General features: G+C 56.7%; 20 protein-coding genes and 3 pseudogenes. 15 read left to right on the top strand and 8 right to left on the bottom strand.

The window, feature by feature from the left end:
- Positions 1–191 precede the first annotated feature (191 nt).
- The 5 genes and pseudogenes from ACEN84_RS01535 to ACEN84_RS01555 form a co-directional block, all read right to left on the bottom strand.
- Entirely contained in the window at positions 192–905 is a 714-nt protein-coding gene (locus ACEN84_RS01535) for a YbhB/YbcL family Raf kinase inhibitor-like protein (RefSeq protein ID WP_130279508.1), read from the bottom strand.
- Positions 906–991: 86 nt separating this feature from the next.
- Positions 992–1897: a helix-turn-helix transcriptional regulator gene (locus ACEN84_RS01540; protein WP_413708935.1), complete on the bottom strand. Its 906-nt coding sequence runs from the start codon at positions 1895–1897 to the stop codon at positions 992–994.
- Positions 1898–2473: 576 nt separating this feature from the next.
- Positions 2474–3152, bottom strand: a pseudogene (locus ACEN84_RS01545) (SDR family NAD(P)-dependent oxidoreductase).
- A 1323-nt stretch (positions 3153–4475) separates the two neighbouring features.
- Positions 4476–5297, bottom strand: a complete 822-nt coding sequence (locus ACEN84_RS01550) for a Ku protein (RefSeq protein ID WP_130279506.1) — start codon at positions 5295–5297, stop codon at positions 4476–4478.
- 2 nt (positions 5298–5299) lie between these two features.
- Positions 5300–6181, bottom strand: a complete 882-nt coding sequence (locus ACEN84_RS01555) for a Ku protein (RefSeq protein ID WP_413708936.1) — start codon at positions 6179–6181, stop codon at positions 5300–5302.
- Positions 6182–6337: 156 nt separating this feature from the next.
- Here ACEN84_RS01555 and ACEN84_RS01560 point away from each other — a divergent pair, with 156 nt between their 5' ends.
- Positions 6338–6814: a hypothetical protein gene (locus tag ACEN84_RS01560; RefSeq protein WP_413708937.1), complete on the top strand. Its 477-nt coding sequence runs from the start codon at positions 6338–6340 to the stop codon at positions 6812–6814.
- A 261-nt stretch (positions 6815–7075) separates the two neighbouring features.
- On the opposite strand, the pseudogene ACEN84_RS01565 reads toward ACEN84_RS01560, so the two are convergent.
- Positions 7076–7223 (bottom strand): annotated as a pseudogene (locus ACEN84_RS01565) (ATP-dependent DNA ligase); the annotation flags it as partial.
- Between the two features lie 97 nt (positions 7224–7320).
- On the opposite strand from ACEN84_RS01565, the gene ACEN84_RS01570 reads away from it, so the two are divergent.
- From ACEN84_RS01570 to ACEN84_RS01635, 14 genes and pseudogenes are all read left to right on the top strand, one after another.
- A complete protein-coding gene (locus tag ACEN84_RS01570) occupies positions 7321–7632 on the top strand; it encodes a hypothetical protein (protein ID WP_413708938.1) in 312 nt (103 codons plus the stop codon).
- A 46-nt stretch (positions 7633–7678) separates the two neighbouring features.
- On the top strand, positions 7679–7891 hold the full coding sequence (locus tag ACEN84_RS01575) for a DUF2945 domain-containing protein (protein WP_112716125.1): 213 nt from the start codon (positions 7679–7681) through the stop codon (positions 7889–7891).
- Between the two features lie 742 nt (positions 7892–8633).
- A complete protein-coding gene (locus ACEN84_RS01580; protein ID WP_112716129.1) occupies positions 8634–9293 on the top strand; it encodes an ABC transporter ATP-binding protein in 660 nt (219 codons plus the stop codon).
- Positions 9290–11698: an FtsX-like permease family protein gene (locus ACEN84_RS01585; protein ID WP_413708939.1), complete on the top strand. Its 2409-nt coding sequence runs from the start codon at positions 9290–9292 to the stop codon at positions 11696–11698. The genes ACEN84_RS01580 and ACEN84_RS01585 overlap by 4 nt, the downstream gene beginning before the upstream one ends.
- Entirely contained in the window at positions 11688–12761 is a 1074-nt protein-coding gene (locus tag ACEN84_RS01590; protein ID WP_130279502.1) for a lipocalin-like domain-containing protein, read from the top strand. Before ACEN84_RS01585 ends, ACEN84_RS01590 begins: the two co-directional genes overlap by 11 nt.
- A gap of 236 nt (positions 12762–12997) precedes the next feature.
- Positions 12998–13768: an alpha/beta fold hydrolase gene (locus ACEN84_RS01595; protein ID WP_148195155.1), complete on the top strand. Its 771-nt coding sequence runs from the start codon at positions 12998–13000 to the stop codon at positions 13766–13768.
- A 494-nt stretch (positions 13769–14262) separates the two neighbouring features.
- Positions 14263–14661, top strand: coding sequence for a hypothetical protein (locus ACEN84_RS01600; protein WP_165402641.1), 399 nt, complete (start codon positions 14263–14265; stop codon positions 14659–14661).
- A 1-nt stretch (position 14662) separates the two neighbouring features.
- Positions 14663–15148 carry a transposase gene (locus ACEN84_RS01605; RefSeq protein ID WP_203431624.1) on the top strand — a complete coding sequence of 162 codons (486 nt, stop codon included), beginning with the start codon at positions 14663–14665 and terminating at the stop codon, positions 15146–15148.
- 348 nt (positions 15149–15496) lie between these two features.
- Positions 15497–16870: an ISNCY family transposase gene (locus ACEN84_RS01610; RefSeq protein ID WP_112720537.1), complete on the top strand. Its 1374-nt coding sequence runs from the start codon at positions 15497–15499 to the stop codon at positions 16868–16870.
- A 249-nt stretch (positions 16871–17119) separates the two neighbouring features.
- A complete protein-coding gene (locus ACEN84_RS01615; protein ID WP_413708940.1) occupies positions 17120–18130 on the top strand; it encodes an IS30 family transposase in 1011 nt (336 codons plus the stop codon).
- Between the two features lie 177 nt (positions 18131–18307).
- Positions 18308–18481, top strand: a pseudogene (locus ACEN84_RS01620) (helix-turn-helix domain-containing protein); the annotation flags it as partial.
- Between the two features lie 419 nt (positions 18482–18900).
- Positions 18901–19242: a hypothetical protein gene (locus tag ACEN84_RS01625; protein ID WP_413708941.1), complete on the top strand. Its 342-nt coding sequence runs from the start codon at positions 18901–18903 to the stop codon at positions 19240–19242.
- Positions 19242–20057: a nucleotidyl transferase AbiEii/AbiGii toxin family protein gene (locus ACEN84_RS01630; protein WP_112712689.1), complete on the top strand. Its 816-nt coding sequence runs from the start codon at positions 19242–19244 to the stop codon at positions 20055–20057. The genes ACEN84_RS01625 and ACEN84_RS01630 overlap by 1 nt, the downstream gene beginning before the upstream one ends.
- 434 nt (positions 20058–20491) lie before the next feature.
- A complete protein-coding gene (locus ACEN84_RS01635; RefSeq protein WP_413708942.1) occupies positions 20492–22036 on the top strand; it encodes a Fic family protein in 1545 nt (514 codons plus the stop codon).
- A gap of 621 nt (positions 22037–22657) precedes the next feature.
- On the opposite strand, the gene ACEN84_RS01640 is transcribed toward ACEN84_RS01635, so the two are convergent.
- Both ACEN84_RS01640 and ACEN84_RS01645 read right to left on the bottom strand, forming a co-directional pair.
- Positions 22658–23071: a type II toxin-antitoxin system VapC family toxin gene (locus tag ACEN84_RS01640; protein WP_413708943.1), complete on the bottom strand. Its 414-nt coding sequence runs from the start codon at positions 23069–23071 to the stop codon at positions 22658–22660.
- On the bottom strand, positions 23068–23319 hold the full coding sequence (locus ACEN84_RS01645) for an AbrB/MazE/SpoVT family DNA-binding domain-containing protein (RefSeq protein ID WP_413708944.1): 252 nt from the start codon (positions 23317–23319) through the stop codon (positions 23068–23070). Before ACEN84_RS01645 ends, ACEN84_RS01640 begins: the two co-directional genes overlap by 4 nt.
- Positions 23320–23355: the final 36 nt, after the last annotated feature.

Below are 23355 nucleotides of genomic sequence, written 5' to 3' on the forward strand. Positions count from 1 at the left end.
CCCTATGTCGAACACCGTCAACTTGGCACAGGTCTGCCATTCTTGGTTAACTCCAGGGCGGTCCCGTAGAACTTATCGAAACAGGGGATCAACCGTCGGCGCAGGCTGTCGCACCCTTCGGCGTCACGAGAAAACAGAGTTGATGCTGCAGCGTCGTTCTTAATCATCCCAGGTTCCTCGATATCGTCTTGTTACTGGCCATGTTGTTGCCGGGTGATGCTCGGGTTGAGCGAGTAAGTGGCAGTAGCAATGCCCGTAGAAAGTATATGCCCCCTCATGGCCTTCGTGACTGTCTCGCCGTCGAACACACCACCGAGGCCGAGAGAAGGTACGTCCAGTGCGAACACTTGCAGTACGTACCGATGTGGGCGCTCATCATTCACTGGCGGGCAAGGGCCATCATAACCACCGTACGTCCCAGCCATTTCGGCGTCTGACGCGAGAAAGCTGGAATAGACGTTAGCGCCCCTGCGTCCGTGCGCTGTTTCGCCAACTGGTTTGCCGTGCGGAACCAGGCCCGCGCTTTCAATCCCTTCCGCAAGCGACCGCAGATCGGCGGGAATGTCTACGAGAACCCAATGAAAAACCGACACACGGGGATCATTGCGGTGGATCACGACGCCGGACTTGTTGATTTGGCTGAAGTCCTTCGGCACATCGGGGTCCGTCATCAGTAGGACGTAGGAGCGCGTGCCGCCCGGTCCTGCGGACCAGGTAACTGGTGGGCTGATGTTGTTTCCAGAGACAGTAGACGGCGCGCAAAAGGCGGCCTTGTCGGGCAAACGTCCAGCCTTGCCAAGACCAGGAATCGTGACCTTGAGGCCGATAATGTCGGATGATCCAGCCGCCGTTGTGGCAAACGCTGCAATGAAGGCAGCGCTCATTGTTCGCAGGTAGTGGTGCATAGTGGTTATCCTCACTGTTTCTATTGGTGAGGATACCGATGCGCCTGCGAAAATCTGGACCCGAACCGATCAGCTTTGGGCCGGATTCAGTCAGGCAGCCGCGTTTGTGACCTGTGTAACCGTACCTCTGACGGTGTCGCACCAAAGCGCTGCTGAAAGTGCTTCGAAAAGTGCGAACGAGATTGATAGCCAGTCGCCGCTAGCGCCTCGGCAACGGATGCGTCACGGTCGTTCAAGATGGTGAAGGCAGCTTTCATACGCTCATCTAGCAAAAGGTGCTGAAGCGAATGGCCCTCCGCGCTGAGGCGGCGGCGAAGGGTGGCCTCAGACATCGAGAATTCCGAAGAGACTGCTGCCGTGGTCCACGGGAAGTGCAGGCGGTGGCGAACGAGGAGACGCACAGCCTCCACCACTGAACCATCCACATATTTCGGCGTCAGCGAAATCGCGCCCTGCTCAGCCAGTATCAGCAGCACCTCAAGCAAGCGGTGCTCTGCGACCCTGCGGGAAACTCGCGTTTGATAAGACAGGGCTTCGGCCGCGTGGAGAAGTGCGGAGCAAAGGTCGTCTGTCAGCAGAGGCTCCCGTAATCGTAGCTCCTGGTTCACGAACTGTGGCCACAAGCGTGCGGCCTCTATGATCAGAGCGCGATCAAAGCGCACGAAGAGGGCTCGATAAAAGCCGGATTTATGATCTGGTTCATTGACCACATCGACATGCTCGTTGGCATTGAGAATGAAGGCGTCGCCGCTTCGATAAATTCGGTGCTCGGTACCCGAGACAATGTCCTTAGTACCTTCCAGGAGCACGACGAGCCCCGCCGTAGGCATTACGAGACGGTTTAGCGTCTCGCGTACACGAGTGACGAAAGCGGAGATCACTGGAGGATGGCTTTCTCCCTCAACGGCTATGCGTGTGTCTTGCCTGGCAAGCTTGAACAGCCTGCCCACGTCAGCTGTCTTGCTTGGCACAATCACTACTGCATCACTCATCGCATCTCCTTCTTCCCGAAGAGATTTACACCCGGGCGAAGGGCGAAGAAAGGGTGGTTCAGAGCGGTTCGGTGGGTTGTGGCGGAACGAATTTTAGGTTCGCGCCGATATTATCGAAGCCTAATGGTGGTTGGCATCCCATCCGCCCCTTGGAAATTTAGCCGCCGTGACACGAACCGTCAGCCGACATATCGTACAGTCTTTCTAGAAGTCTGATGGGTGTAACTCGGTTGTGGATGGAGCAACAATCTACGAGACGCCCCGCGAGTTGGCTATGCTTGTCGGGATGGCCTCGTATGGCGAGACAAAAATCCGTTTGTAACTTTGCCGGCTGGCAAAGATTGGCACGACATCGACCTGTGCCTTTGCGGCATCGATATCTCGGCTTCTCGGCGCGACTTGAATTCAGTGTGAACGGATGACAGCGGACTGGATGGAGCTGAAGATCGTTCGGTGATGTCGGATGTAGCCCTATTGCCGAGGAATTCGCACTGCTTATGCAGGAAGGCCCTGATTAGCCAGGGCCGTCTGATGTAGAGGAACGCCGCCGGTACGGCTATCCTTCGGCGGCCACTGTCATTTGACTGCGGAATTCCCACCATTCGCGTAAAGCGGTGAACCCATAACAAAGCTCGACATGGCAAGGAAGAGGGCGGCATTTGCGATTTCCTCGGGTTGTGAGATCCGTTTGATCGCGTGCAGCCGGGCCGCCCCAACGCCCTGGCAGCAGTAATCCGCCGTGATACCTTTCACCAGACCCATCAGGCCGCCTTGGCAGTGGCACCGGGGAGCCCGACGCTCGTGCCAACAACGCTCGATTTAAAGATGATGCTGCCGCCTCCAGTCTGATGCATCGCCGGAATTTAGATACGGCTAGCAAAGGAAAGCATACGTCAGCGTTGTCGAGACGGTATTGTGCCATTCCGTCAAGTCGACCTCGGCCAGCGGCTTTCGGGGGCCGATGAAAACCGCGTTGTTGAAGGCGATGGCTAACCGTCCGAAGGACTGATGCGCCAGTGCTACCAGCCTGTCATGTTGTCTCCGGCAGGCCGACGTCGCCAGGAACTGCATCAGCTGTCCCTGCTAGAGCACGAATGCTGTCGAACACATGGCCGAGCGCTGCTGTTTTTCTCCGATTAAGCACAACCGCCGCACCCTCGGCGCTGAACAGCAATGCGGCCGCGCGGCCGATACCTGACGATGCACCCGTGACAATAGCTACCTTGTTTACAAGCAACCCACTCGTGGCCTCCATTGTTGAAGGACGAAGGATATCAATGCTGGTGACCCTCGCCGTCACCCGTGTCATGCGGGACCGGAGACGGAGCGCCGCAAATCCTTCAATGACGCTGAGTGAGATTGGTCGACCGGCAGGTCGAACGTATTGTGGCCAGATGTCCTCGAAGACCGTGCGCTTTCGTACGAAATAAAATGAAAGCGGAACGTCTTCGCTGCCTGGTCATTCATCTTCTGAGATCGCGGCTGTGTCAACCGGACGCGACGGGGATGGTGAACGCAGCGGTTTTTCCGGTTTCTCGCTGCGGGCAACGAAACGCCAGGCGAGCACCCAACCTGTCCGACCGCGATCTCTACCTGTTGCTTAGGAAAACCGATTGGGGTGGCTTGTGCAAAGTGTTAATGAGAATGCAGAAGCTCCGCTTCTTCAGGCGATTGTCGAGTGGTTTAGCTTCTACTCGGTACCTTTCGAAGAAGAGGTAGCAAACGTTCTGTGTGATCGAGCCATTATGCTCTACAACCAAGGTGCCAGCGGTTCAGAAATCACCGAACACCTTCTCACACATTTTGTAGGCTTAGTTTCCACTAAAGCAAACGCGCCTACGTCTTCCGCACTTCATTAAGCGCACGGCGAGCGGCTCAGCGTTGATGTACGAGAAAGGTGGCCTTGCGCACGGTGCGCGAAACGGTCAGGCGCTCGGTCTCGCGCTGGCGCAGAAAGCGTTGAATCGGCGACGATGGCAGCATGATTGTTAATGACACAGCCACCCAATGGCTTCCACTTGTAGAATTCGCTGGATAACCGCGAAGCGCAAAGCGTTGCTATTACTCACACGGCAGAGCAGGTGTCGTCGGTGAATGGGCTCCCCGTAACAGCTTACCATTCCGTCGCTAACGTTGGCTTCCAATGCCCTCGGGAACCTCCAAGGTCTGGCCAAGTTTTCCCTCTCTAGGATGGAGTTGAAACAATGCTGAATTTAGTCACAGCGGTGATAGCGCTTTCACTTATAACAGCCAGTGTGGCCGGGGCGGAAAGCCTCCCGGACCAAGCTGGTCCCACTCCTGGCCCAAGTTCCTCTTCATCGTCTGTTGAGGGTGACATCACCAACCCGAGCGGTTTCGGCTCGGCCGCTGGTGCCCAGAAAGCTCCGGATGCGACGCCTGAGGACGAGAAGAAAACAAGGTGCGCCGATGTGAGCGGGTCTACAAACGATGAGCAAAAACGGGACTGCGTGCGGTAGCTTCGATACCGTGAATGGCCAAGGTGGACCTCGCCTGACTGGGGGACCGTACGCTGCCCGGCGCTCGAAACAGATTGCGGAGAGCGGTCTCCACGGCTTTGTCAGCCAGCCTTGCGAGACTTCAATTCCTTCTGGACTGACTTTTTCAGAGCATCCATTATGTTGACGACGTTGTCGGACTTTGTTTTGTCATCATCCCGGCTCTTTTCCGCTGTTTTCTTCGATGGCTTCTTAGCCTTCTTCTTCTCGGCGATGAGCTTCAACAAGCTTTCCTGGATTGGGTCGGACACCATCTCTGGCGACCAATTCTTGGTACGCTTCTTGATGACCTTTTCGAGCGCGTTGACACCCTCTGCGTCCGATTTCTTGTCGATACCGGTGAAATATTCGTTCTCAGGCCGAACTTCATCGCCATACCGCAGCGTCCAGACGACGATACCCTCGCCACGTGCCTCCAGTATAACGGCGCGCTCGCGGCGGCCGAGAACCACACGGGAGACACCGACAACATTCTGAGCTTTCATTGCTTCTCTAATAACGGCAAAGGCTTCGTCCCCGATCTTGTCGTTCGCGGTGAGATAGTAGGGGGTATCGAGATAAATCCATTCGATCTTGTCACGCGAAACGAATTTCTCGATATCGATGGTGCGCACGGTCTCTAGCTCGACGGATTCCAGGTCCTCGTCGGTGAGAATGACGTAGTCGTCTTCGCCGCGCTCGTATCCTTTGGCCTCGTCTTCGTCCTTGACCGGTTTGCCCGTCACGCTATCAATGTACTGGGAGACAACACGATTGCCGGTTCTTTCATTGAGGGTATGGAAGCGAACCTTCTCGCTTTCTGACGTCGCGGGCACCATTGCGACAGGGCAAGTAACGAGCGACAGTTTCAGGTAGCCTCTCCAATACGGACGACGCGGAGCCATTGTCAGCTTGCCTTCCTATGTGTGGTTTTGGACTTAGAAGAAGTGGTTGAAGATTTCTTCTTGCCAGAATTTGCGTTGGCTGCTTTCGGCTTCCCTGAGGAACCGCTGCCCATGCTGGCGCTCTCTCTTAAGGCCTTCAGGAGATCGTTGGGCTTTGAAACCTTTACCGGCTTAGGCTTCGGGAGCGATTTGCCCTCGGCCTTGGCCTTTACGAGCGCGGCTAGCGCAGTCTCATATCGGTCGTCAGTCTTGCCGGGATCGAAATCGCCAATTTTGGTTCCGATAATGTGTTTGGCCAAGTCGAGCATCTCCCCTTCGACCTTCACCTTCACAACGTCCTTAAACGCTTCTTCAGAAGGTCGGACTTCATAGTCAAAATTCAGGGTAGTGGCGATCAACCCGTTTCCGTGCGGCCGAATTAACACGGTTCGCATGCGTCGGAACAAGACCGTCCTCGCGATCGCAGTGGAATTGGTCTTACTTAGTGCGTCTCGAATGCTGGTGAAAGCATCGTTTGCTTCCTCATCCGCCGGGACGAGGAAGTACGGTCTGTCGAAGTACACATCATCGACGTCGCCGCACGGAATGAAGGCCTCGGCTTCGAGCATCTTGTCCGATTCCGGCATCACTGCCGCAACTTCCTCCGGGTCGATCATAATGTACTCACCGTTCCCGGTCTCGAAACCTTTGACCTGCTGGTCACGTTCGACGACTTCTTCGGTTTCGCTGTCAATGAGCTCGCGCTTCAAGCGGCTGCCCGTCTTTCCATTGAGCATGTGGAAACTTATACGTTCCGAGGTAGACGCTGCCGTGTATAGTCCTACTGCACAAGTCAGCTCGCCAACTTTGAGATGGCCTTTCCATTGAGCACGATGCGCAGTCATGTCGTTCTCCTGTTGATCCAGCTAAATCGTTCTATCGGTCCAGTTGTTCCGACCGCAGTGTGGCCATCTGCGCACCTTTTCTTTATAACGTCGCAAGTCGGGAAAAGATCGGATTGGAACAAGTCGGTCCGATAATTGGTCTGCTTGGCCGGGCGCATGATGAGCATCTCTTCCTCGCGCACTGTTGCGCGGCATAATCCCATTCAAATTTACTATCCATTGAGCACCGTACGATGCGTCGGCCCGGTGTTGTTTCGGGATCAACTCCCCCGCGATATTGGCTGCCTGCGTGACGTCGACGATGACGTCGCGGCCTGGTCGTGCCAATCTTTGCCTCTGACCGAACCAGACTTCGTCGTCAAACGTGCCGACGTCAGCTTCGCAATTGATGGCCTTCGCGATGACGCTCCACCGCCCTGGGTGCGCGAGGCAGGGCATGCATATGAGCTGATCGAAAGCGATGCTGTCCCGTACGTCCGGTTGAAAAACGCCAAGGATCTTTTGCGCTACGCACGGCACGAAGCCGCATTGTCGGATCGCATCCGAGTGCTCGCGGCTCTGGATGAGCATTCAAGCCTAACCGTTGCGGAAGCGCTGATGGTATTCCGTGAGACGAGCCCGTCGCGGGCTTAGCCTCGCTCTTCTTATAGCGCTTCATCACCTGGATCTGGACGACAGGTTTATTGGACTGGAAACGATAGTCACCGTGAACCCCGGTAATTCATTAACACGATCGCAAATTACAGCGCCGCAATCGCGGTGGAGGGATAACTATGCCTATCGATCTCGCAGATTTGGCCATTACGTGGTCGGTCAAGAAGTTCGCACACTACCTTTGCATTTGATCGCTCCCTTGAACGCTCCCCAAGCTTCAAACTGGAAGGCGGCCCGCTGTTTGAGCAGCGCCAGCGCAGGTTCAACTCTCTGGAACCGGGTCAAACGGAAGGGCGGGCTGGTCTGGAATACGTTTGCGGCGCGGCCGTGATCTGATCGGCGCATCGTCGTCTTTAAGGAGCGGCTTTGATTTCGGCGGCTTGCTCATCCTGCTTTATCGCGAGCACCTAGCGGTTGCTGAAAGCTTGGCGTGCGGGAACTTAGTTCTCAGATGATACTTCTATTCCTATCGAAGGAGGACGAAAATGTCAGGAAGCAAAAACAAAACCGTGACCGCAACCTTTGAAACGCGCGAAGCAGCGGACCTCGCGGTCGAGCATCTGGTGCAAAAGATCGGTATCGAGCGGACAGATGTGTTTGTTCAAGCCGCCGGTCGTCAGAATTCCTCGGGTGTTGAGGCCAGTGGTGGTGATGCTCCGTCCGCAAATGAAGATGGACGAGAAGACGCTACACTTAGTGGCGAGATCGAAGTCTCAGCGGACGTAGCTGATGATAAGATCACGACGCTCCATCGGACGTTTGGCGATCTAGGGGCGCTGCGTGTCACCGCCAAGTAATGTCGAAGCGCTGAAGATTCGAACGCGTCGTTGAATGGAGTAGGTCATGAGCAAGGACCTGAAGAAGGGCGACCATGTCGTCTGGAAAACCAGCCAGGGTGAGACGACTGGGACCGTCGTCAAGAAGCAGACCAGCCCTACAAAAATCAAAGGTCACCAGATAAAAGCGTCCCGATCAGACCCGCAGGTCATCGTCGAGAGTTCGAAGACCGGAGCAAAAGCAGCTCATAAACCGAGCGCGCTCAAGAAGAAATCTTAATTCGAGTGGGGCGAGCTTACCGTTTCCTATCGCAGCGCGATCTAGCAGCGCAATCTCAGGCTTGAAGTAGAGTGTGACGACGGCGCCTGGTTCGGATCGGTCAGTGCAGGGTAGGTCTATTGCTCAAGCCGATGGAAAGTTTGGGGTGTATGCGCGAGCCCACCATCGTCAGTTGCTCGAACGCGTACTCCGCTATCGGCGCGATTGTTCTGCAAGGACCCGCTTCCCGTCTTCAGTCAAAATGAGAGTCGGTTCGCCGTTGAACGCAACCTCCCTCAGGAGAGATTTCTGCTCGAGTGCAGCGATGGCGCCTGACGGGATCCGCTTGTTGCCAACGAGCCAACCTCTATTTGACCGGTACTGACGGCGAAATCTCGCGATAGCCCCCAGGTTGTCGATAGCAGTTTTCGAAATGGACCCACCGTTTGACATGAGAAGGCTCCCAATTGAAGTTCTCTTTCTGTTCATGTGCGCATTCGAGTCATTGCTTTCAAGTGGCCGGTTATGGACGCGCATCGAACCACCGGCCGTGGAACCCTGTGAGCTCGCAAATGTTTGAGAGTACCGCGACATGCGCATGGCCGCCTCCTGCGTGAGCCTCGCTGCAGGTCGTCCAGACCAGAGCCCTCGGACCGCCACAGGACGAGCGCTTTGAAATCAACCGGCTGCGGCCTTGTGGAAAGGCCGCTTCCTGCATAGGTCAGTCAAATCGACTTCTCCTCGAAAGTGGCCAGAGCGAACAATGATCCTCACCCTTGACGCCGTTCGCAAATCATACCCATCCACTGAAGGGCCAATCGAGATTCTGAAAGGGATCAACCTTAGTGTATCGGCCCGTGAGAGCGTCGCTCTTACAGGAGAGTCTGGAAGCGGCAAAAGTACGCTCCTTCATCTGGCAGGCGGTCTCGATCGGGCAGACAGCGGCTCTGTTGTCATGGACGGCGACGATCTGAGCACATTCTCCGAGGACCAGCGGGCCCGATATCGAAGAACCAAGGTCGGCCTTGTATTTCAGCAGTTCAATCTCATTCCGTCCTTGACGGTCGCTGCAAATATATCCTTCCACGCGAAACTGGCGAAGCGACACGACAGCGTCTGGGAAAGGAAGCTGATCGAGGCCCTGGGATTGGAGCAGTACACTACCCGATACCCGGAACAGTTATCTGGAGGACAACAACAGCGCGTTGCGATAGGCCGAACCCTCGCTGCCAAGCCTCGGCTTATCCTTGCCGATGAACCGACCGGCAATCTGGACGAACAAACCGGTGACGCCGTACTTGATTTGATGCTTGATCTGGCGGGAAGCGCTGGATCGGCGCTGCTGCTTGTCACGCATTCGACCCGTTTAGCGGCTCGACTGGATCGTACCGTACTCCTTCGAGGCGGGAAGATTGCCGAATGAGCGTTCAAGCTTTCAGCGCCCTCCTGTCCCACTGGCGTCGGAAACCCTTGCAGCTCCTGACGCTGGTGATGGGTATCGCGCTCGCAACGGCACTGTGGTCCGGTGTGCAAGCGATCAATACCGAGGCAAGGGCAAGTTATGCTCGGGCGGCTTCGGTCTTAGAGCAGGGAGCGCTAGCGCAAATCGTGGCTAACGACGGCACCGGCATCTCCACGGAGATCTATGGGAAGATTCGGCGCTCAGGTCTCAAAGTCTCGCCGGTTATTGAAGGGATAGTGCGCCTTGAGACAGCCCGCATCCGGTTAATCGGCATAGACCCTTTGACCATGCCCCGAGATAGCCAAACGGTCGCCATTGAGAGCGGAAGCGAGCTCACGAGCTTCTTCGATCCGCGCGGGCAGCTTTTGGTGTCCAGCACCACAGCTGAACAGCTCCGTGGCAATACGGATATGAATGTCCGGATTGACGCGAACGTGCCGGAGGGCGCAGCCTTCGTGGACATCGCTGTCGCAGATCGACTCTTGGACAAGCGCGGTCGGATCGATCGTCTGGTTGTTGCCCCGGAGCAAAGTCTAGCTGCCAGTTCCCTTGGCCAGTTCTCACCCGCGCTCGTTGTCCGCAGACCGGCGGAGCAACCGGATGTCGCGCGATTGACTGATAGTTTCCATCTGAACCTAACCGCTTTTGGTTTCTTGTCCTTTGTCGTCGGTCTTTTCATCGTCTACTCGGCAACAGGTCTTACGTTCGAGCAACGACGCGGCACATTTCGAACGTTGCGATCCCTTGGGATCTCTCTCCGTCAACTGACAGCGATGCTCGTTGTTGAGCTTTCGATGCTCGCTCTGGCATCTGGCGTGATCGGGGTCATACTGGGCTACGTGATTGCGTCGATTCTCATGCCGGGTGTCGCGGCCACCCTTCGAGGACTTTACGGGGCCAATGTCTCCGGGTCGCTCTCGATCCGCCCGGAGTGGTGGCTTGCTGGACTGGGTATAGCGCTTGCTGGGGCGGCGATTTCTTCCGCTCAAAGCCTCTACAGGGTCTGGAAGCTCCCAATTCTCGCCGCGGCGCAACCGCGAGCTTGGGCACGGGCGTCTGCGCGAGGACTGATGATCCAAGCAGGGGTTGGGGGGATACTTCTGTCACTTGCTGGCGCTTTAGCGCTGACCGCATCGGGCCTGGTGGCTGGTTTCGCGGTGTTAGGGTGCCTGTTGCTGGGCGCAGCACTCATGCTTCCGTCAGTTTTAGCAGCCGTATTGATCGGCATGCAGCGTTTGTCACGCAGCGCCATGACCGAATGGTTCTGGGCTGACACGCGTATTCAACTTCCCGGGTTGTCGCTGGCTTTGATGGCACTTTTGCTGGCGCTGTCGGCTAACATCGGCGTTGGCACCATGGTTTCCAGTTTCCGGCTGACGTTTACCGGGTGGCTCGATCAACGTCTCGCCGCCGAGCTTTACGTCACCGCCAAGGATGAAGACGAAGCGGCGAGGTTGCGGGCTTGGCTTCCCTCGCACTCGACCTCCGTCCTGCCAATCTGGAGCACTGAGGGCGATGTTGCAGGGGAGCAGATTCAGGTCTTTGGGGTCGCGGACGACCCGACCTACCACGAGCATTGGCCGCTGATCGCATCACAGGTTGGCGTCTGGGACACGATCGCAAAAGGTGAGGGTGCCCTCGTCAACGAGCAGATGTGGCGGGGCGGTGCGGCGAAATTAGGTGACGCACTAGCCATGCCCGGCGGCTGGAATGCAAAAGTCGTCGGAGTCTTCTCTGACTATGGAAACCCAAACGGGCAGGTCATCATCGGGATTGACGCTTTGACTGCTCATTACCCGCAGGTCGCCAAGCTCCGATATGGCGTGCGTGTTTCTCCTAATAAATCGGGTGATCTGAAGCGACAATTGATCGAGGACTTCGGCCTCCCGGAGACTGCTGTCGTAGATCAAGCCGCGTTGAAGAGGCAATCGCGAGCGATTTTCGACCAGACATTCAAGGTTACTGATGCGCTAAACTTCCTCACCTTGGCCGTAGCCGGTTTCGCCATGTTCTCCAGTCTCCTGACCCTTTCCGCAATCCGGCTTCCCCAACTTGCGCCCGTCTGGGCGATGGGGGTGCGTCGGCGTAATCTAGCTTTATATGAGGTCGCCCGAACGTTGGCGCTGTGGCTAGCTACGTTTATCGCGGCAATACCCGTCGGTCTTGTATTAGCGTGGGTGTTGCTGGCAATTGTGAATGTTGAAGCCTTTGGATGGCGGTTGCCGATGTACGTATTCCCCCTGGACTGGCTGTTGCTTGGTGCAATCGCCTTTCTTGCGGCGCTCGCTTCGGTGTTTCTTCCTGTCCGTCGCCTTGCGACGATAAATCCGGCCGATCTGCTTAGGATTTTTGCCAATGAGCGGTAGAGCAGCTGCTTTGATTTTGGTGGTCGCCGCCATGATGGGTTCAGCGGGAGAAACGCTAGGGCAAGGGTTCGCTGGATTAGGATCGGACGCCCAGGGCTTCGCTATTCCAGAGCGCGGCCATGAACTATCTTTTCCGAGAGATCATGGGGCGCATCCGGAGTATCGCATCGAATGGTGGTACGTCACTGCCAATCTCAAGGGGCAGGACGGCAAGCGATACGGAGCGCAGTGGACACTTTTCCGATCAGCACTCGCCCCGGAAAGCAAGGCTGGCTTCGCTGACCCTCAGATATGGATCGGACATGCCGCTGTCACGACGCCCGACCACCAATACGTCGCGGAGCGGCTCGGCCGTGGCGGCGTGGGCCAAGCGGGGGTCAAGGCTGCGCCCTTCCGCGCCTGGATAGACGAATGGACAATGTCCGCCGTCGACAATTCCAGCTCCGATCCTTTGGCAAACCTCTCACTAAAAGCCGCTGGGCCAGACTTTAATTACGCTTTGAACCTCAAGGCAAACGGTCCGCTTGTGCTCCAGGGCGACAACGGGTTCTCGGTGAAGTCGGCAAGCGGCCAGGCGAGCTACTACTATTCTCAGCCGTTCTATGAAGTCTCCGGAACAATAGAGGTGTCGGGGAAGCCTATCACAGTGAGTGGCAATGCGTGGCTTGACAGGGAGTGGTCCTCGCAACCGCTGGCTTCGAACCAGACGGGGTGGGATTGGTTCTCGCTGCACTTGGCGAGCGGCGAGAAGCTGATGGCTTTTCGTCTCCGCGATGACAAGAACGGGTTTATCTCGGCAAACTGGATCTCTCCTGATGGGCGCACATTGCCGCTGACCGGAGACCAAGTTCGTCTCACCCCACTGCGGACCGCGACGGTCGATGGGAAGCAGGTCCCGGTGTCCTGGCGGATTGAGGTCCCGTCGAAATCGCTTGATGTTCAAACTCAGCCGGTGAACGATCAATCTTGGATGGCCACGTCCACGCCGTACTGGGAAGGCCCTATCTTTTTTGAAGGCTATACCACAGGCGTAGGTTATCTCGAGATGACAGGGTACGAGTAGGCGTTCAGCGAGGTCCGTAACGGCCAGTGTCGAGCCAATAATGGCGATAGACCGGCGGATGCCCCCTGAGGGTACGTTGTGTTTTGGGAAACGGCTGCAGTAGGTCGGGTTCTCGATGCCCGGGGCGCGCCAGATAGTCGCGAGCTGTTCAAATCCGAGTGATCGCCGTATGCGACACTTGCAAAACAAACGATTGCGCGTAAATAGATTGTGCACAATCAAATAGGAGAGTGACCATGTTCAAAGAAGTTTTCACCGCAGCAGCATTGACCGTTGGCTTGGCGTTTGGTGCCCATGCTGCAGATAAGCCCACGGTGGTGCTAGTCCACGGAGCGTTTGCTGACGCCTCTAGCTGGAATGGAGTGATCACTCGGTTGGAGAAGGACGGGTATCCCGTTGTTGCAGTCGCCAATCCGTTGAGAAGCGTGAAGGGCGACGGCGATTACGTCCGCAAGGTACTGGCAGGCCTTAAGACCAACGTGGTTCTCGTAGGCCACTCATACGGTGGGTCGGTCATCAACGAGGCAGCCAAGGGCAGCTCAAACGTGAAGTCATTGGTCTTCGTCGCCGCATTTGCGCCTGACGTTGGCGAAACAGCACTCGCTCTTTCGGGGAAGTTCCCCGGTAGCACGCTGGCACCGACACTCGCAGAGCCCGTTTCCCTGGATGATGGATCGAAAGATCTCTACATCCAGCAGGATAAGTTTCACGACCAGTTTGCCGCTGATGTCTCGGCAAGTGAAGGTAAACTGATGGCTGCTACCCAGCGACCGATCGCCGACAAGGCACTCGGCGAGGCTTCGACTGTCGCAAGCTGGCAGACGGTCCCCTCCTGGTTTGTATACGGTGACGCGGACAAGAACATCCCACCTGAGGCGCTGGGCTGGATGGCAGAACGAGCTCACTCCAAAGAGACGGTCGTGGTGAAGGGCGCGTCCCATGTCGTAATGGTCTCCCACCCTGAGAAGGTAGCGAAAGTCATCGAAGACGCAGCCGCTGGTAAGTGATTGTTATTGGCGGCTGCTCAGGCAGCCGCTTTCAGCTCAACAGGGTTTCTTCAACGGAGGCCGGCGGCACGGGCTTTTGGGTTCGGCGCACGACTTGGGGAAACACTATAGCGCGGGTGGTCGGGGCAGGGCGTCACCCGTCGCGCCTCCCTACTTCGGAAATCCGTCCGTCGTAATGGACGTTACGGTGACGACAGTGCGCTCAAGGATGCGCTTGCTCCTGTCACGGTGCCTGGCACCTTCGAGACAGGCGAATGATCGATCCACCTTTATTGGGCGGATTCCGCCGAGCTGCGGCCGCTGGATGATCCACGGATTGCAATGGCGATCGAGGTTCTGGACCGGACGGGGAAAACGCCGGTGATAGCCCAGGAGGGACGAGATACCAGAAGGATACGCGATCCTGGCACGGCAAGGCTTGGACGGCCGCTCGAATTTAACGCTAGTTTCAATAATGGGTTGCGCATACCGTTGCCGAGGCCATAGCGAACGCATTGCCCAATGCTGAGCAGGTTGCTGATCGCTGGCATCTAATGGAAAATTCCAGTCGAGCCTTCCTCGATACAGTCAGCAAGACGATGCGACAGATCAGGCAGGCGGTCGGCAGCAATGTTGTTGCTCCCAAGCTTCTGACATACGCTGAAAAGCTGCAGTATGAAGGGTATCTACGCCGCCAGGAAACGAACGAGGCGGTTCGTGAGCTGTCGAAGAATGGAACATCAATTCGGCAGATTGTGCGGCAAACCGCCCATAGCCGAAAGCTCTTTCGCGTTTCAAGGGGGCAGCGTCTCGACGTATTCCGAACACGGCCCAGCTCTCTGGATCGCTGGCTGCCTTGGCTCACAACCGCTGAGAAGAAGGGGCACGTAACGCGCTTCGGCACTCTGGCGTGAACTGAAGACGAAGGGCTTTACGGGACAGAGTGGCGTCGTATCGAAATGGGCTCAACGCCGTCGTCTTGCGGAAAAGGCTAATCAGAGCGGGCTCGCCAGAACGCCATCGGCACGTGTCATCGCTCGGCTCATGACCACCGCGCGCGATGACCTTGCAAAGTCCGAAGCGATCCTCGTCGCGGCGATCGAAGTGAACGTCCCGGACCTTGTGGTTGCCCGCACGGTCATCGGGGACTTCCAGTCCATGATCCGCTCGAAGACTGCGCGTAAGCTGGACGAATGGCTGGAAGCTGCCAGGAGCAGCTTGGTCGGATCGTTTGCCGCGGGCATTGGAAAGGACCTCGATGCCGTCAGAAATGCAATTATCTCACCTTGGTCGAACGGCCAAACAGAAGGTCAGATCACACGCTTGATGCTCATCAAGCGCCAGATGTACGGAAGAGCAAAACTCGATCTGCTGCAGGCGCGGTTGATAGGCGCGTCGTAGGGGCTGCACATCAGCAAAAGTGCGTCAGAGCCGACTCTCAGCGCAAATCGACAGCGGCGGGGTATCTGTAAGGGTGCGGGATCGTCATGTCGGTCTCCTGATGTCTTCAGGAGTTTTTGGGAGCCGCCTGCAAGAAAGAAGCGCTGGTTCGGTTCGAAGAGGTCGACAGGTGCCGTTTTTGAGCTAGGGCTTATATCCTATAATTGTAGCGCGTCCTTGAGCCGTACATAAAGTTCCATAAGATAGATTATGCGATCTTTTGATGTAGCCACAAAGTTAGAATGTCCTGTTTCTGCAAAGTTGGAATGTCACACTCCCCGGATCTGAAGGATGCGTGGGAGATTGCAGATGGGATTGATAGCGATGAGCGAGCGCGATCTGCAGCGGATTGAGATTTTATCGAAGGTGGCCGCTGGCCGGATGACTACGGTGTCAGCGGCACACGTTCTTGCCGTGAGTGAGCGCCAGGTGCGTCGGCTTTTAGAGCGGATGCGAACTGGCGGCGCGGCGTCGATCCGACACAAGGCGATCGGCCGACCATCGAACAATCGGATCAGCGACGGGGTTCGCGATTATGCGGTGACGCTGATTCGCGAACGTTATGCGGATTTCGGCCCGACGTTGGCGACGGAGAAGTTGGCTGAGCGCGATGGCTTGCGGGTGTCACGCGAGACGGTGCGCGGTTGGATGTCCGAGGCCGGACTGTGGCTGTCGCGCAAGCAGCGCCGGACGTTTCACCAGCCGCGGCTTCGACGCGAGGCTTATGGCGAGTTGGTGCAGATCGACGGATCGGAGCATCGCTGGTTCGAGGATCGCGGGCCGCCTTGCTCGCTGCTGGTGTTTGTCGACGATGCGACCGGCAGGCTGATGCAGCTGCGTTTCGTGCGCTCGGAAAGTGCCTTCACCTACTTCGAGGCGCTGGAACTCTATCTCCACCGTCACGGCGCGCCGATTGCCTTTTATTCGGACAAGCATTCGGTGTTCCGGGTGGCGAAGAAGGATGCCAAAGGTGGCCAGGGCATGACCCAGTTCGGGCGTGCACTTTGCGAGTTAAACATCGAGATTCTATGCGCAAATTCGAGCCAGGCCAAGGGTCGTGTCGAACGCATGAACCGGACGCTGCAGGACCGCCTGGTCAAGGAGCTCAGGCTTTGCGGCATCGACAGCATGGAGGCCGGCAACGCGTTTTTGCCGGACTTCATGGAGGACTACAATGCGCGTTTTGCGGTTACCCCTGCCCGGTCTGATGATCTGCATCGGCCGCTGAATCTGGCGCCAGATCGGTTGACGGAGATCCTGTGCAAACGCGAGCAGCGCTATGTTGGATCGCAGCTGACGTTTTCGTTCGAGCGCCAGCGGATCATGCTGGAGGAGACCGATGTGACGCGTGGGCTGGTGGGGCGCTATGTCGAGACCTATGCCTATGCCGACGGTCGTCTGGATGTGCGGTGGAAAGGCTACTCCCTGCCCTACACGGTGTTCGACAAGGACCAGCGGGTGACGCATGCCGCGATCACCGAGAACAAGCGGTTGGGTGATGTTCTGGCCTATATCAAGGAGCGCCAGGAGCAGCAGGACAAGCCGAAGGTGAAGAGCAGCAGTGACAAGAATGGCTACGTCAAACGGGCTCGCGGACCTGGCCGGCGGAAGGATTTCATGAACGATCCGGCAGTGATCGCACGGCGCCAGAAAGCACTGTCGCGACAGCAGGCTGCGGAGTGAGGCGTGTCAAAGCTAAAGCCGAAGAGGTGTATTTACCACCCGCCCCGATCTGATCTTGCAACCGGGATCAGCCGCTCAGATCGGGGCTGACCGTTGTGCCGTGTGATGACCACGCGGACATTTCTACCTTGCAAACCGCCGGACATTCCAACTCTCCCGCCACATTTGACGGTATAAGGGGGGTGGGTTCAAGGATGAAGTGCGACTTGCGAATGATGCCAATGGGTTGTCACTCGCAAGGAATATGCAATGAACCGTACCTACTCCCATCTCGACTTGGATGAACGACGCAAGATCGCCCGCTGGCGGATGGCTGGGCTTGGCATTGGGATTTTAGCTGAGAAGCTTGGCCGACATCGTTCGACAATCTTTCGGGAGATCAAGCGCAACATGTTCGTCGACAAGGTCGTACCGGATCTCAACGGCTACTACTGTGTGACGGCGCATGACATGGCTTGCGAACGGCGTGCAAAACTGCGGAAGCTGGTACGCTTCTCGCATGTCCGGCAGTCCGTCATTGACAGGATCATGCACGGCTGGTCGCCGCAACAGATTGCCGGCCGGATGCGCCTGGAGCGGCATCCGATCTCGGTCAGCCACGAAACGATCTACAAGTTCGCATACTCGTCTGACGGCCAAGCGATCAAGCTGTGGCGACACCTGCCGGAGCATCGGGCTCGGCGGCGACCGCGCCATGCAAGACGCAAGCATGGCCAACGGTTTAGTCCGGAACTCAACATCCTACGCCGCCCGAATGTCGTGGCCGATCGCAAGCAGTTTGGGCATTGGGAATGCGATCTCATTCAGTTCCGAAAGAAGTTTGGAAAGGCCAACGTAACGTCACTCGTTGAACGGGTCAGCCGCTTTGCGATCTTTCTGCGCAACAATGATCGGCAGTCTCGACCGGTCATGAACGGCCTTGTGCAGGCGCTGCAGGCCCTGCCCCACCTCGCCCGTCGTTCCATCACCTTTGACCGTGGCACGGAGTTTACCGACTGGCCTTACCTCCAAGCGAGCATCGGCACCCAGACCTGGTTCTGCGACCCGCAATCGCCATGGCAAAAAGGAACCGTCGAAAACACCAACGGCCGAGTACGGAAATGGCTTTCGAGAGAGGTCGATCCCTTGTCGGTAACCGACGCAGATCTGATCGACATCTGCAATCGGCTCAACAGCACGCCGCGAAAGTGCCTTGGCTTTCAAACGCCAGCCGAGGTCTTCCGTAAAAAACTGCTCGCGCAGATCAGGCACGCCGGATAACTTGAACCGCCCGCAAGTCGCAGCTCAGCATGAATTCACAGGGCTATTTAGTAATGCGACAGTTGGGCCAGTTAGAGATGCGACAGTCTCGCCTCTCGACGCGCTGGTCAAAGCCAACGTTGGGAGAAGGGATGACGATCCTCAGCCTGGTCGAGACCATGAGCGGTCGGAGTCGTCATGTCCTGTTTGATCACTATGTCGCAGAAAGAGTTGCATCGCCTTGAACTTATCCAGAAGATCCGTGACGAACGCCTGAGCGTCGTCCAGGCCGCCGAACGGCTCGACCTCAGTCGAAGCCAGGTCCATCGGCTGCTGCAGGCCTATTACCGGGATGGTCCGGCCGGTATGGTCGAAATATGGCTATAACTCTGCTTGGCGGCCCTAGGCTATTGCTATCCCACGAACCGTTATCGTCTGCCAAGCAAGCGCCGATTCCAAGGGCAGTTGGACATGGCGAAGCTATTGGCCAATGCGATTCGCAGCAACACCGTCAACAAATTGAAAGGGAATTTCTACGACATGGATTATCACAGAATTAGGCAGCAACTGCCACCTGTCTCTATGGCGGTAAACTCTCGGATCAGCGTGTATTCGTATGATTCAGAACGTCACAGACCATGCCGGCGCGGCACCTAGGAGTCGATGGGTTTTGTTGTGATAGGTTCAGGCTGGTGAACTCGGACTGATAATTTGCGCTTTTCACCACAAACATAGATACTTGATGAGTATCCGGGATACGCCTATATTGTCCGCATGTAGGAGTTGTAACCATGTCTGCAAAAGAACGCATCAAGAAGTACCGGGAGACTGGAGGAGCGTCTGATCTCGTGAGGGTGGAGGTTCTCGTTCCCAAAGCACGTAGAGATGAGATCGTGAGTGCAGCGGCTGAATTGCGCTCTGCGCATCGGGATGAAAAGATTCGTCTTGCGGAATTTATCAGGATTGCGACCGAGAGGTATGGGCTAAGAGTTTTCGATAACATCGACATCGAAAAGCTGAATGATTTACCGCAGAAGGTGCGAGTTGTCGCCAATGCCCTTATGGAGCGCGGCGATGCGAGGGCTTATGCGATGGGACGAAGAATGGTCGTTCAGCTAGGAGACGGGCGCTGATGGCACTAACGCTGATCCAGAAAGAAATCATGGCCTCCATCGCCGGAAACAGGTCTGACACCAGTTACGTTGCTGGCGGCTTGGTTTTGAACATGGATTGGCCACGGATGTCCGATGACATTGACATCTTTCATGATACCGACGAGGAAATTGGTGTCTCGGCGGATACTGATATCGCGAAATTAGAGGCTGACGGTTTCAAAGTATCGATTGAAGTCAACGTTTACGGTTGCGTTGAGGCAAGTGTAATTCGCGACGGAGAACGCACCCTTGTTCAATGGATGAGCGAGACCCGGACACGCTTCTTCCCACTGGTCAGGGATGATGAGTGGGGATCGCGCCTACACCCGTCCGATCTTGCAGTGAACAAGGTGATTGCCGCGTCTACGCGGACGAAGGCTCGGGACTATGTCGATCTGCTGATGATCGAAAACCACATGTGCCCGTTGGGGCCAGTAATTATGGCCGCAGCAGGTAAGCCTCCCTACTTCTCGCCACTGCGTATCGTTGATGAGATTCGTCGTAAAGCGTTGTCCGTCACGAATGAGGACTACACGACGGTTCGCGGCCTACCTTCTGATTGGACTGCCGCAATGATCCGCGACGAGCTTATTATTGCTCTTGATCACGCAGAGAACTACCTGCGCAATGCGCCCCCAGAACTCGTAGGGATTTTGGCCATAGACATTTCCGGCGTTCCGTTGGAGGTCTATGACCTTAGCGCCCCTGGGGTCGGGTATCGAAAAGCGACTTCCGAGCCTGAAGTGATACCAGATTTGCCTGAAGCGGGCAGTCGCTGGGGGGATCTAGCCTAACCTAGCGCACGAGTGGGCAGGGTGTTCTCCTCAGAAGCATGCCGCGAACGAGTGGTGACAGCGCGGCGACATTGACGTCACCCTGCAGTTTGATTTCCGGAAGCATCGTGCAGCTTTGATCCCTACCCGCTCAATTCAGATAGAAGCGAGTATCAGCCGGAGACGGAACAATTGCTACTGAGAAAGCTAAAGCCGAAGAGGAGCATCATCACCCGCCCCCGCTCCGCCCTTGCAACCCGGACCAGCCGGTCGGATCGGGAGCTGATCATCGGTGCCAGTGTCGCGTTTCTAACTGGCCGACAGCGTCGCAGCCCGGATTGAACCCTACGTGAATGTATTTCACAATTTTGACGAAAGGTGATAGGTTTTCGCTAATGGTGACGGTTTCTCGCAACGGGGGCTAGATCCGGTGACCCAATTTCGCGAGATGACCTATGGGTGAATGGCCTGCGCAGGGCGTGATTGACTTTCACGGAAGAACCCTACCTGAGCGAGGCGAGCCGGCAGGATATGCCGCGATCATTGCAGCATTTGACCTAGTCATACCCCCGCCGTCGCGGATGGCCGCGATCTCGGAGCGGCACCACCCGAGATCGACCGAAGCGTGGCTCATGCTCACGCCTCGCCATCGTCCAGAGCCGTCCCTTGTCTCTCATCTGGTCTTTGCCTTCAAATATGAAGGCATCGACCTGCAGGTATTAGCTGCACTTTTTCGAGCAGTTCACCCTGAGGCGATCGAGGCGATTATCCGGATGACTCCAACCGGCGCCTTCGCACGACGGATCTGGTTTCTGTACGAATGGCTGACGGGCAACCAGCTCGATGTTCCAGATCCCGGCAAAGTGCGCATGGTCCCGGTTCTCAACGCGGATCAGCAGTATGGTCTCGCGGAGGGCGATCCCTCGCCTCGGCACAAGGTCTTGAACAACCTTCCCGGCACTGCAAATTTCTGTCCGCTCGTTCGAAAAACAGAGTCTCTTGTCGCGTTCTCGCAGAAGGCACTTGGCGCGAGGGCGCGCGAGGCGATGGGCCGGATCCGCCCCGATCTGATAGCGCGCGCCGCAGCATTCATCCTGCTCAACGATTCAAAGTCCTCATTTGCTATTGAAGGTGAGAAGCCGTCAGGGCAAAGAGCGGCGCGTTGGGGGCAGGCCATTTCGCAGGCGGGCGTGAGAGCGCTCAGTGTCGAGGAGCTCGATCGTCTTCAGCGGATCGTCATCGGCGATGCTCGTTTCGTGCGTCTCGGGCTCCGAGATGAGGGCGGTTTCATCGGGGTTCATGACCGTGACACGAGCATGCCCATTCCCGATCACATCAGCGCCCGACATGAGGACCTCGGAAGCTTGATTAGCGGTCTCATCGCCTATTCCGATCGCGCGACACGAGGAGCGATGGATCCTGTCGTGGCTGCAGCTTGCCTGGCGTTTGGCTTCGTCTACATCCACCCGTATGTCGATGGCAACGGCCGCCTTCATCGCTGGCTGATTCATCATGCTCTCGCGACAGCATCCTATAGCCCGCCTGGTCTCGTGTTTCCCGTCAGCGCGGCAATCCTGCGAAACATAGACCAGTATAGGGCTGTGCTTGAATCCCGGTCTGCGCCTTTGTTGCCTTACATCGAATGGCGACCCACTGCTGCTGGCAACGTCGAAGTGCTGAACGACACCTCTTCGTTCTACCGGTATTTCGACGCGACAGAGCATGCCGCCTTCCTTTACGGCTGCGTAGAACAGACCGTGGAACATGATTTGCCCGAGGAAGTCCGTTTCCTCCAAGCCTTCGATCTTTTCGCGGCCGGTGTTCAGCAGGTCGTCGACATGCCTATGGCCCAAGCCGAGTTGCTGCACAAATTTCTTGACCAGAATGGGGGTCGCTTGTCGCAGAGGGCCCGCACAAGGGAATTCGCTGCACTCAACGATACGGAGGTCGAGCAGATCGAGGCGCTTTACGCCGGCTCATTCGATCAACCTGCCCAATGATGGCTCAAATGCATGGAGCCAGCTGGCGACCCAATCAAGCCGATCTGGGCTCTTTCCATCGATCTGCGCAGGATTTCGCACACTATCGCCATCAAATTCAGTATTGCCATCGCTCTTTGCGCTAGCGGTAGCATCGTCGCTCGAGCTTGCATCCCCGCCATCATCGACAACTGCTTAGTTCTTTGAAACGGGTTCGCCATCTCTGCGAGAGCACGCTGCCGCAGATCTGCGTTCTCGATACATGTTCACATAGATAGCGACATCAAGCGTGACTCCGGCTTCGTTAAGCGCGGCGACTGAGCGTAGGTGCCTCGCTGAACCCAGTGTCGATCAATCTGATGTTGGAAAGGGCACCCCAACCTCTCGATCAGAGCGCCCTGTTCTGACGCCACGAGGTCTAGAAAGGCGCCAGGCCATCGAACAAAACATCGACGGTTTCCGCAACCACATTCCTATTGAGATCGGTGCGAACGGGAGTTGTTACCGTTATCCACAGAAAGCGAGAGGACCAAACGCCTCGCATTTAGGACTTCTCTTCTTCGGTTGGAGTTTTGACGGGCGTTAACGACTACTCCGCCGCTATCGTGTGCAGCTTTGCAGTCGCCTGAATTTCTTCAAAAATCATGCAGCATCAGACTGCGTGATCAGCGTAGCCGGCTGGCCCAACAGGCTGACGAGTTCAACCGCCTTCCGGTCGAACGATACAAAGGTCTCTCCTCCCAACCATGCTCCATCATGTGCGATGACGCCGTCTGCGAAGTCGCCACCAGCTTCGAGCACTGCCAGTCCGGCTTCCACTGCAGTTCGGTTCATCGAAACGGTTCCGGCATCCAGCAGGTCGCGGATCGACAGTGCGACATCTTCTTTTGAGAGCTTGGCACCGCGCCGGAGCACCCACACGAATTCGCATAAGGTTGGCAACGAGATTGCGATGAGCGAAGCACGTTCAAGCATAGCCGCGGCCGCTTGCCCCTGTTGCGGGTCATCCTGCAAGACCGCGCGAGCCAGAACGTTAGTGTCTGCAATGACTTTCACGGTTCGCCGCTCCAGCCCGCAGCGCCGATCTCGTTCATTTCGTCGATGGAGAGAAGCCGTTCGGACTTACCGGCGTGTCTGCCGATGAAGTTTCCGATTTTCCCACTCGCGCGGGCCGCCCTCACGCGAAGCTCGCCACCCGGAAGTTTGTCAAACTCAATACGTTCTCCCGGTTTGACGCCAAGATGGGTCAGCAAGTCTCGCTTGAGAGTGACCTGCCCTTTCATTGATAACGCAATCGAAGACATCGAATAGCTCCTCATCACACACACTCAATGTGATGG

The organism is Rhizobium sp. Rhizsp82 (assembly GCF_047325115.1).
In the GTDB taxonomy this organism is placed as follows: Bacteria; Pseudomonadota; Alphaproteobacteria; order Rhizobiales; family Rhizobiaceae; genus Rhizobium.

Coding starts and splice junctions, on each gene's coding strand:
- ACEN84_RS01555 (WP_413708936.1), bottom strand. CDS start 6,181: ATGACTGCGCATCGTGCTCAATGGAAAGGCCATCTCAAAGTTGGCGAG.
- ACEN84_RS01570 (WP_413708938.1), top strand. CDS start 7,321: ATGTCAGGAAGCAAAAACAAAACCGTGACCGCAACCTTTGAAACGCGC.
- ACEN84_RS01585 (WP_413708939.1), top strand. CDS start 9,290: ATGAGCGTTCAAGCTTTCAGCGCCCTCCTGTCCCACTGGCGTCGGAAA.
- ACEN84_RS01645 (WP_413708944.1), bottom strand. CDS start 23,319: ATGTCTTCGATTGCGTTATCAATGAAAGGGCAGGTCACTCTCAAGCGA.
- ACEN84_RS01560 (WP_413708937.1), top strand. CDS start 6,338: ATGATGAGCATCTCTTCCTCGCGCACTGTTGCGCGGCATAATCCCATT.
- ACEN84_RS01615 (WP_413708940.1), top strand. CDS start 17,120: ATGAACCGTACCTACTCCCATCTCGACTTGGATGAACGACGCAAGATC.
- ACEN84_RS01595 (WP_148195155.1), top strand. CDS start 12,998: ATGTTCAAAGAAGTTTTCACCGCAGCAGCATTGACCGTTGGCTTGGCG.
- ACEN84_RS01580 (WP_112716129.1), top strand. CDS start 8,634: ATGATCCTCACCCTTGACGCCGTTCGCAAATCATACCCATCCACTGAA.
- ACEN84_RS01625 (WP_413708941.1), top strand. CDS start 18,901: ATGTCTGCAAAAGAACGCATCAAGAAGTACCGGGAGACTGGAGGAGCG.
- ACEN84_RS01550 (WP_130279506.1), bottom strand. CDS start 5,297: ATGGCTCCGCGTCGTCCGTATTGGAGAGGCTACCTGAAACTGTCGCTC.
- ACEN84_RS01610 (WP_112720537.1), top strand. CDS start 15,497: ATGGGATTGATAGCGATGAGCGAGCGCGATCTGCAGCGGATTGAGATT.
- ACEN84_RS01535 (WP_130279508.1), bottom strand. CDS start 905: ATGCACCACTACCTGCGAACAATGAGCGCTGCCTTCATTGCAGCGTTT.
- ACEN84_RS01630 (WP_112712689.1), top strand. CDS start 19,242: ATGGCACTAACGCTGATCCAGAAAGAAATCATGGCCTCCATCGCCGGA.
- ACEN84_RS01590 (WP_130279502.1), top strand. CDS start 11,688: ATGAGCGGTAGAGCAGCTGCTTTGATTTTGGTGGTCGCCGCCATGATG.
- ACEN84_RS01575 (WP_112716125.1), top strand. CDS start 7,679: ATGAGCAAGGACCTGAAGAAGGGCGACCATGTCGTCTGGAAAACCAGC.
- ACEN84_RS01540 (WP_413708935.1), bottom strand. CDS start 1,897: ATGAGTGATGCAGTAGTGATTGTGCCAAGCAAGACAGCTGACGTGGGC.
- ACEN84_RS01635 (WP_413708942.1), top strand. CDS start 20,492: ATGGGTGAATGGCCTGCGCAGGGCGTGATTGACTTTCACGGAAGAACC.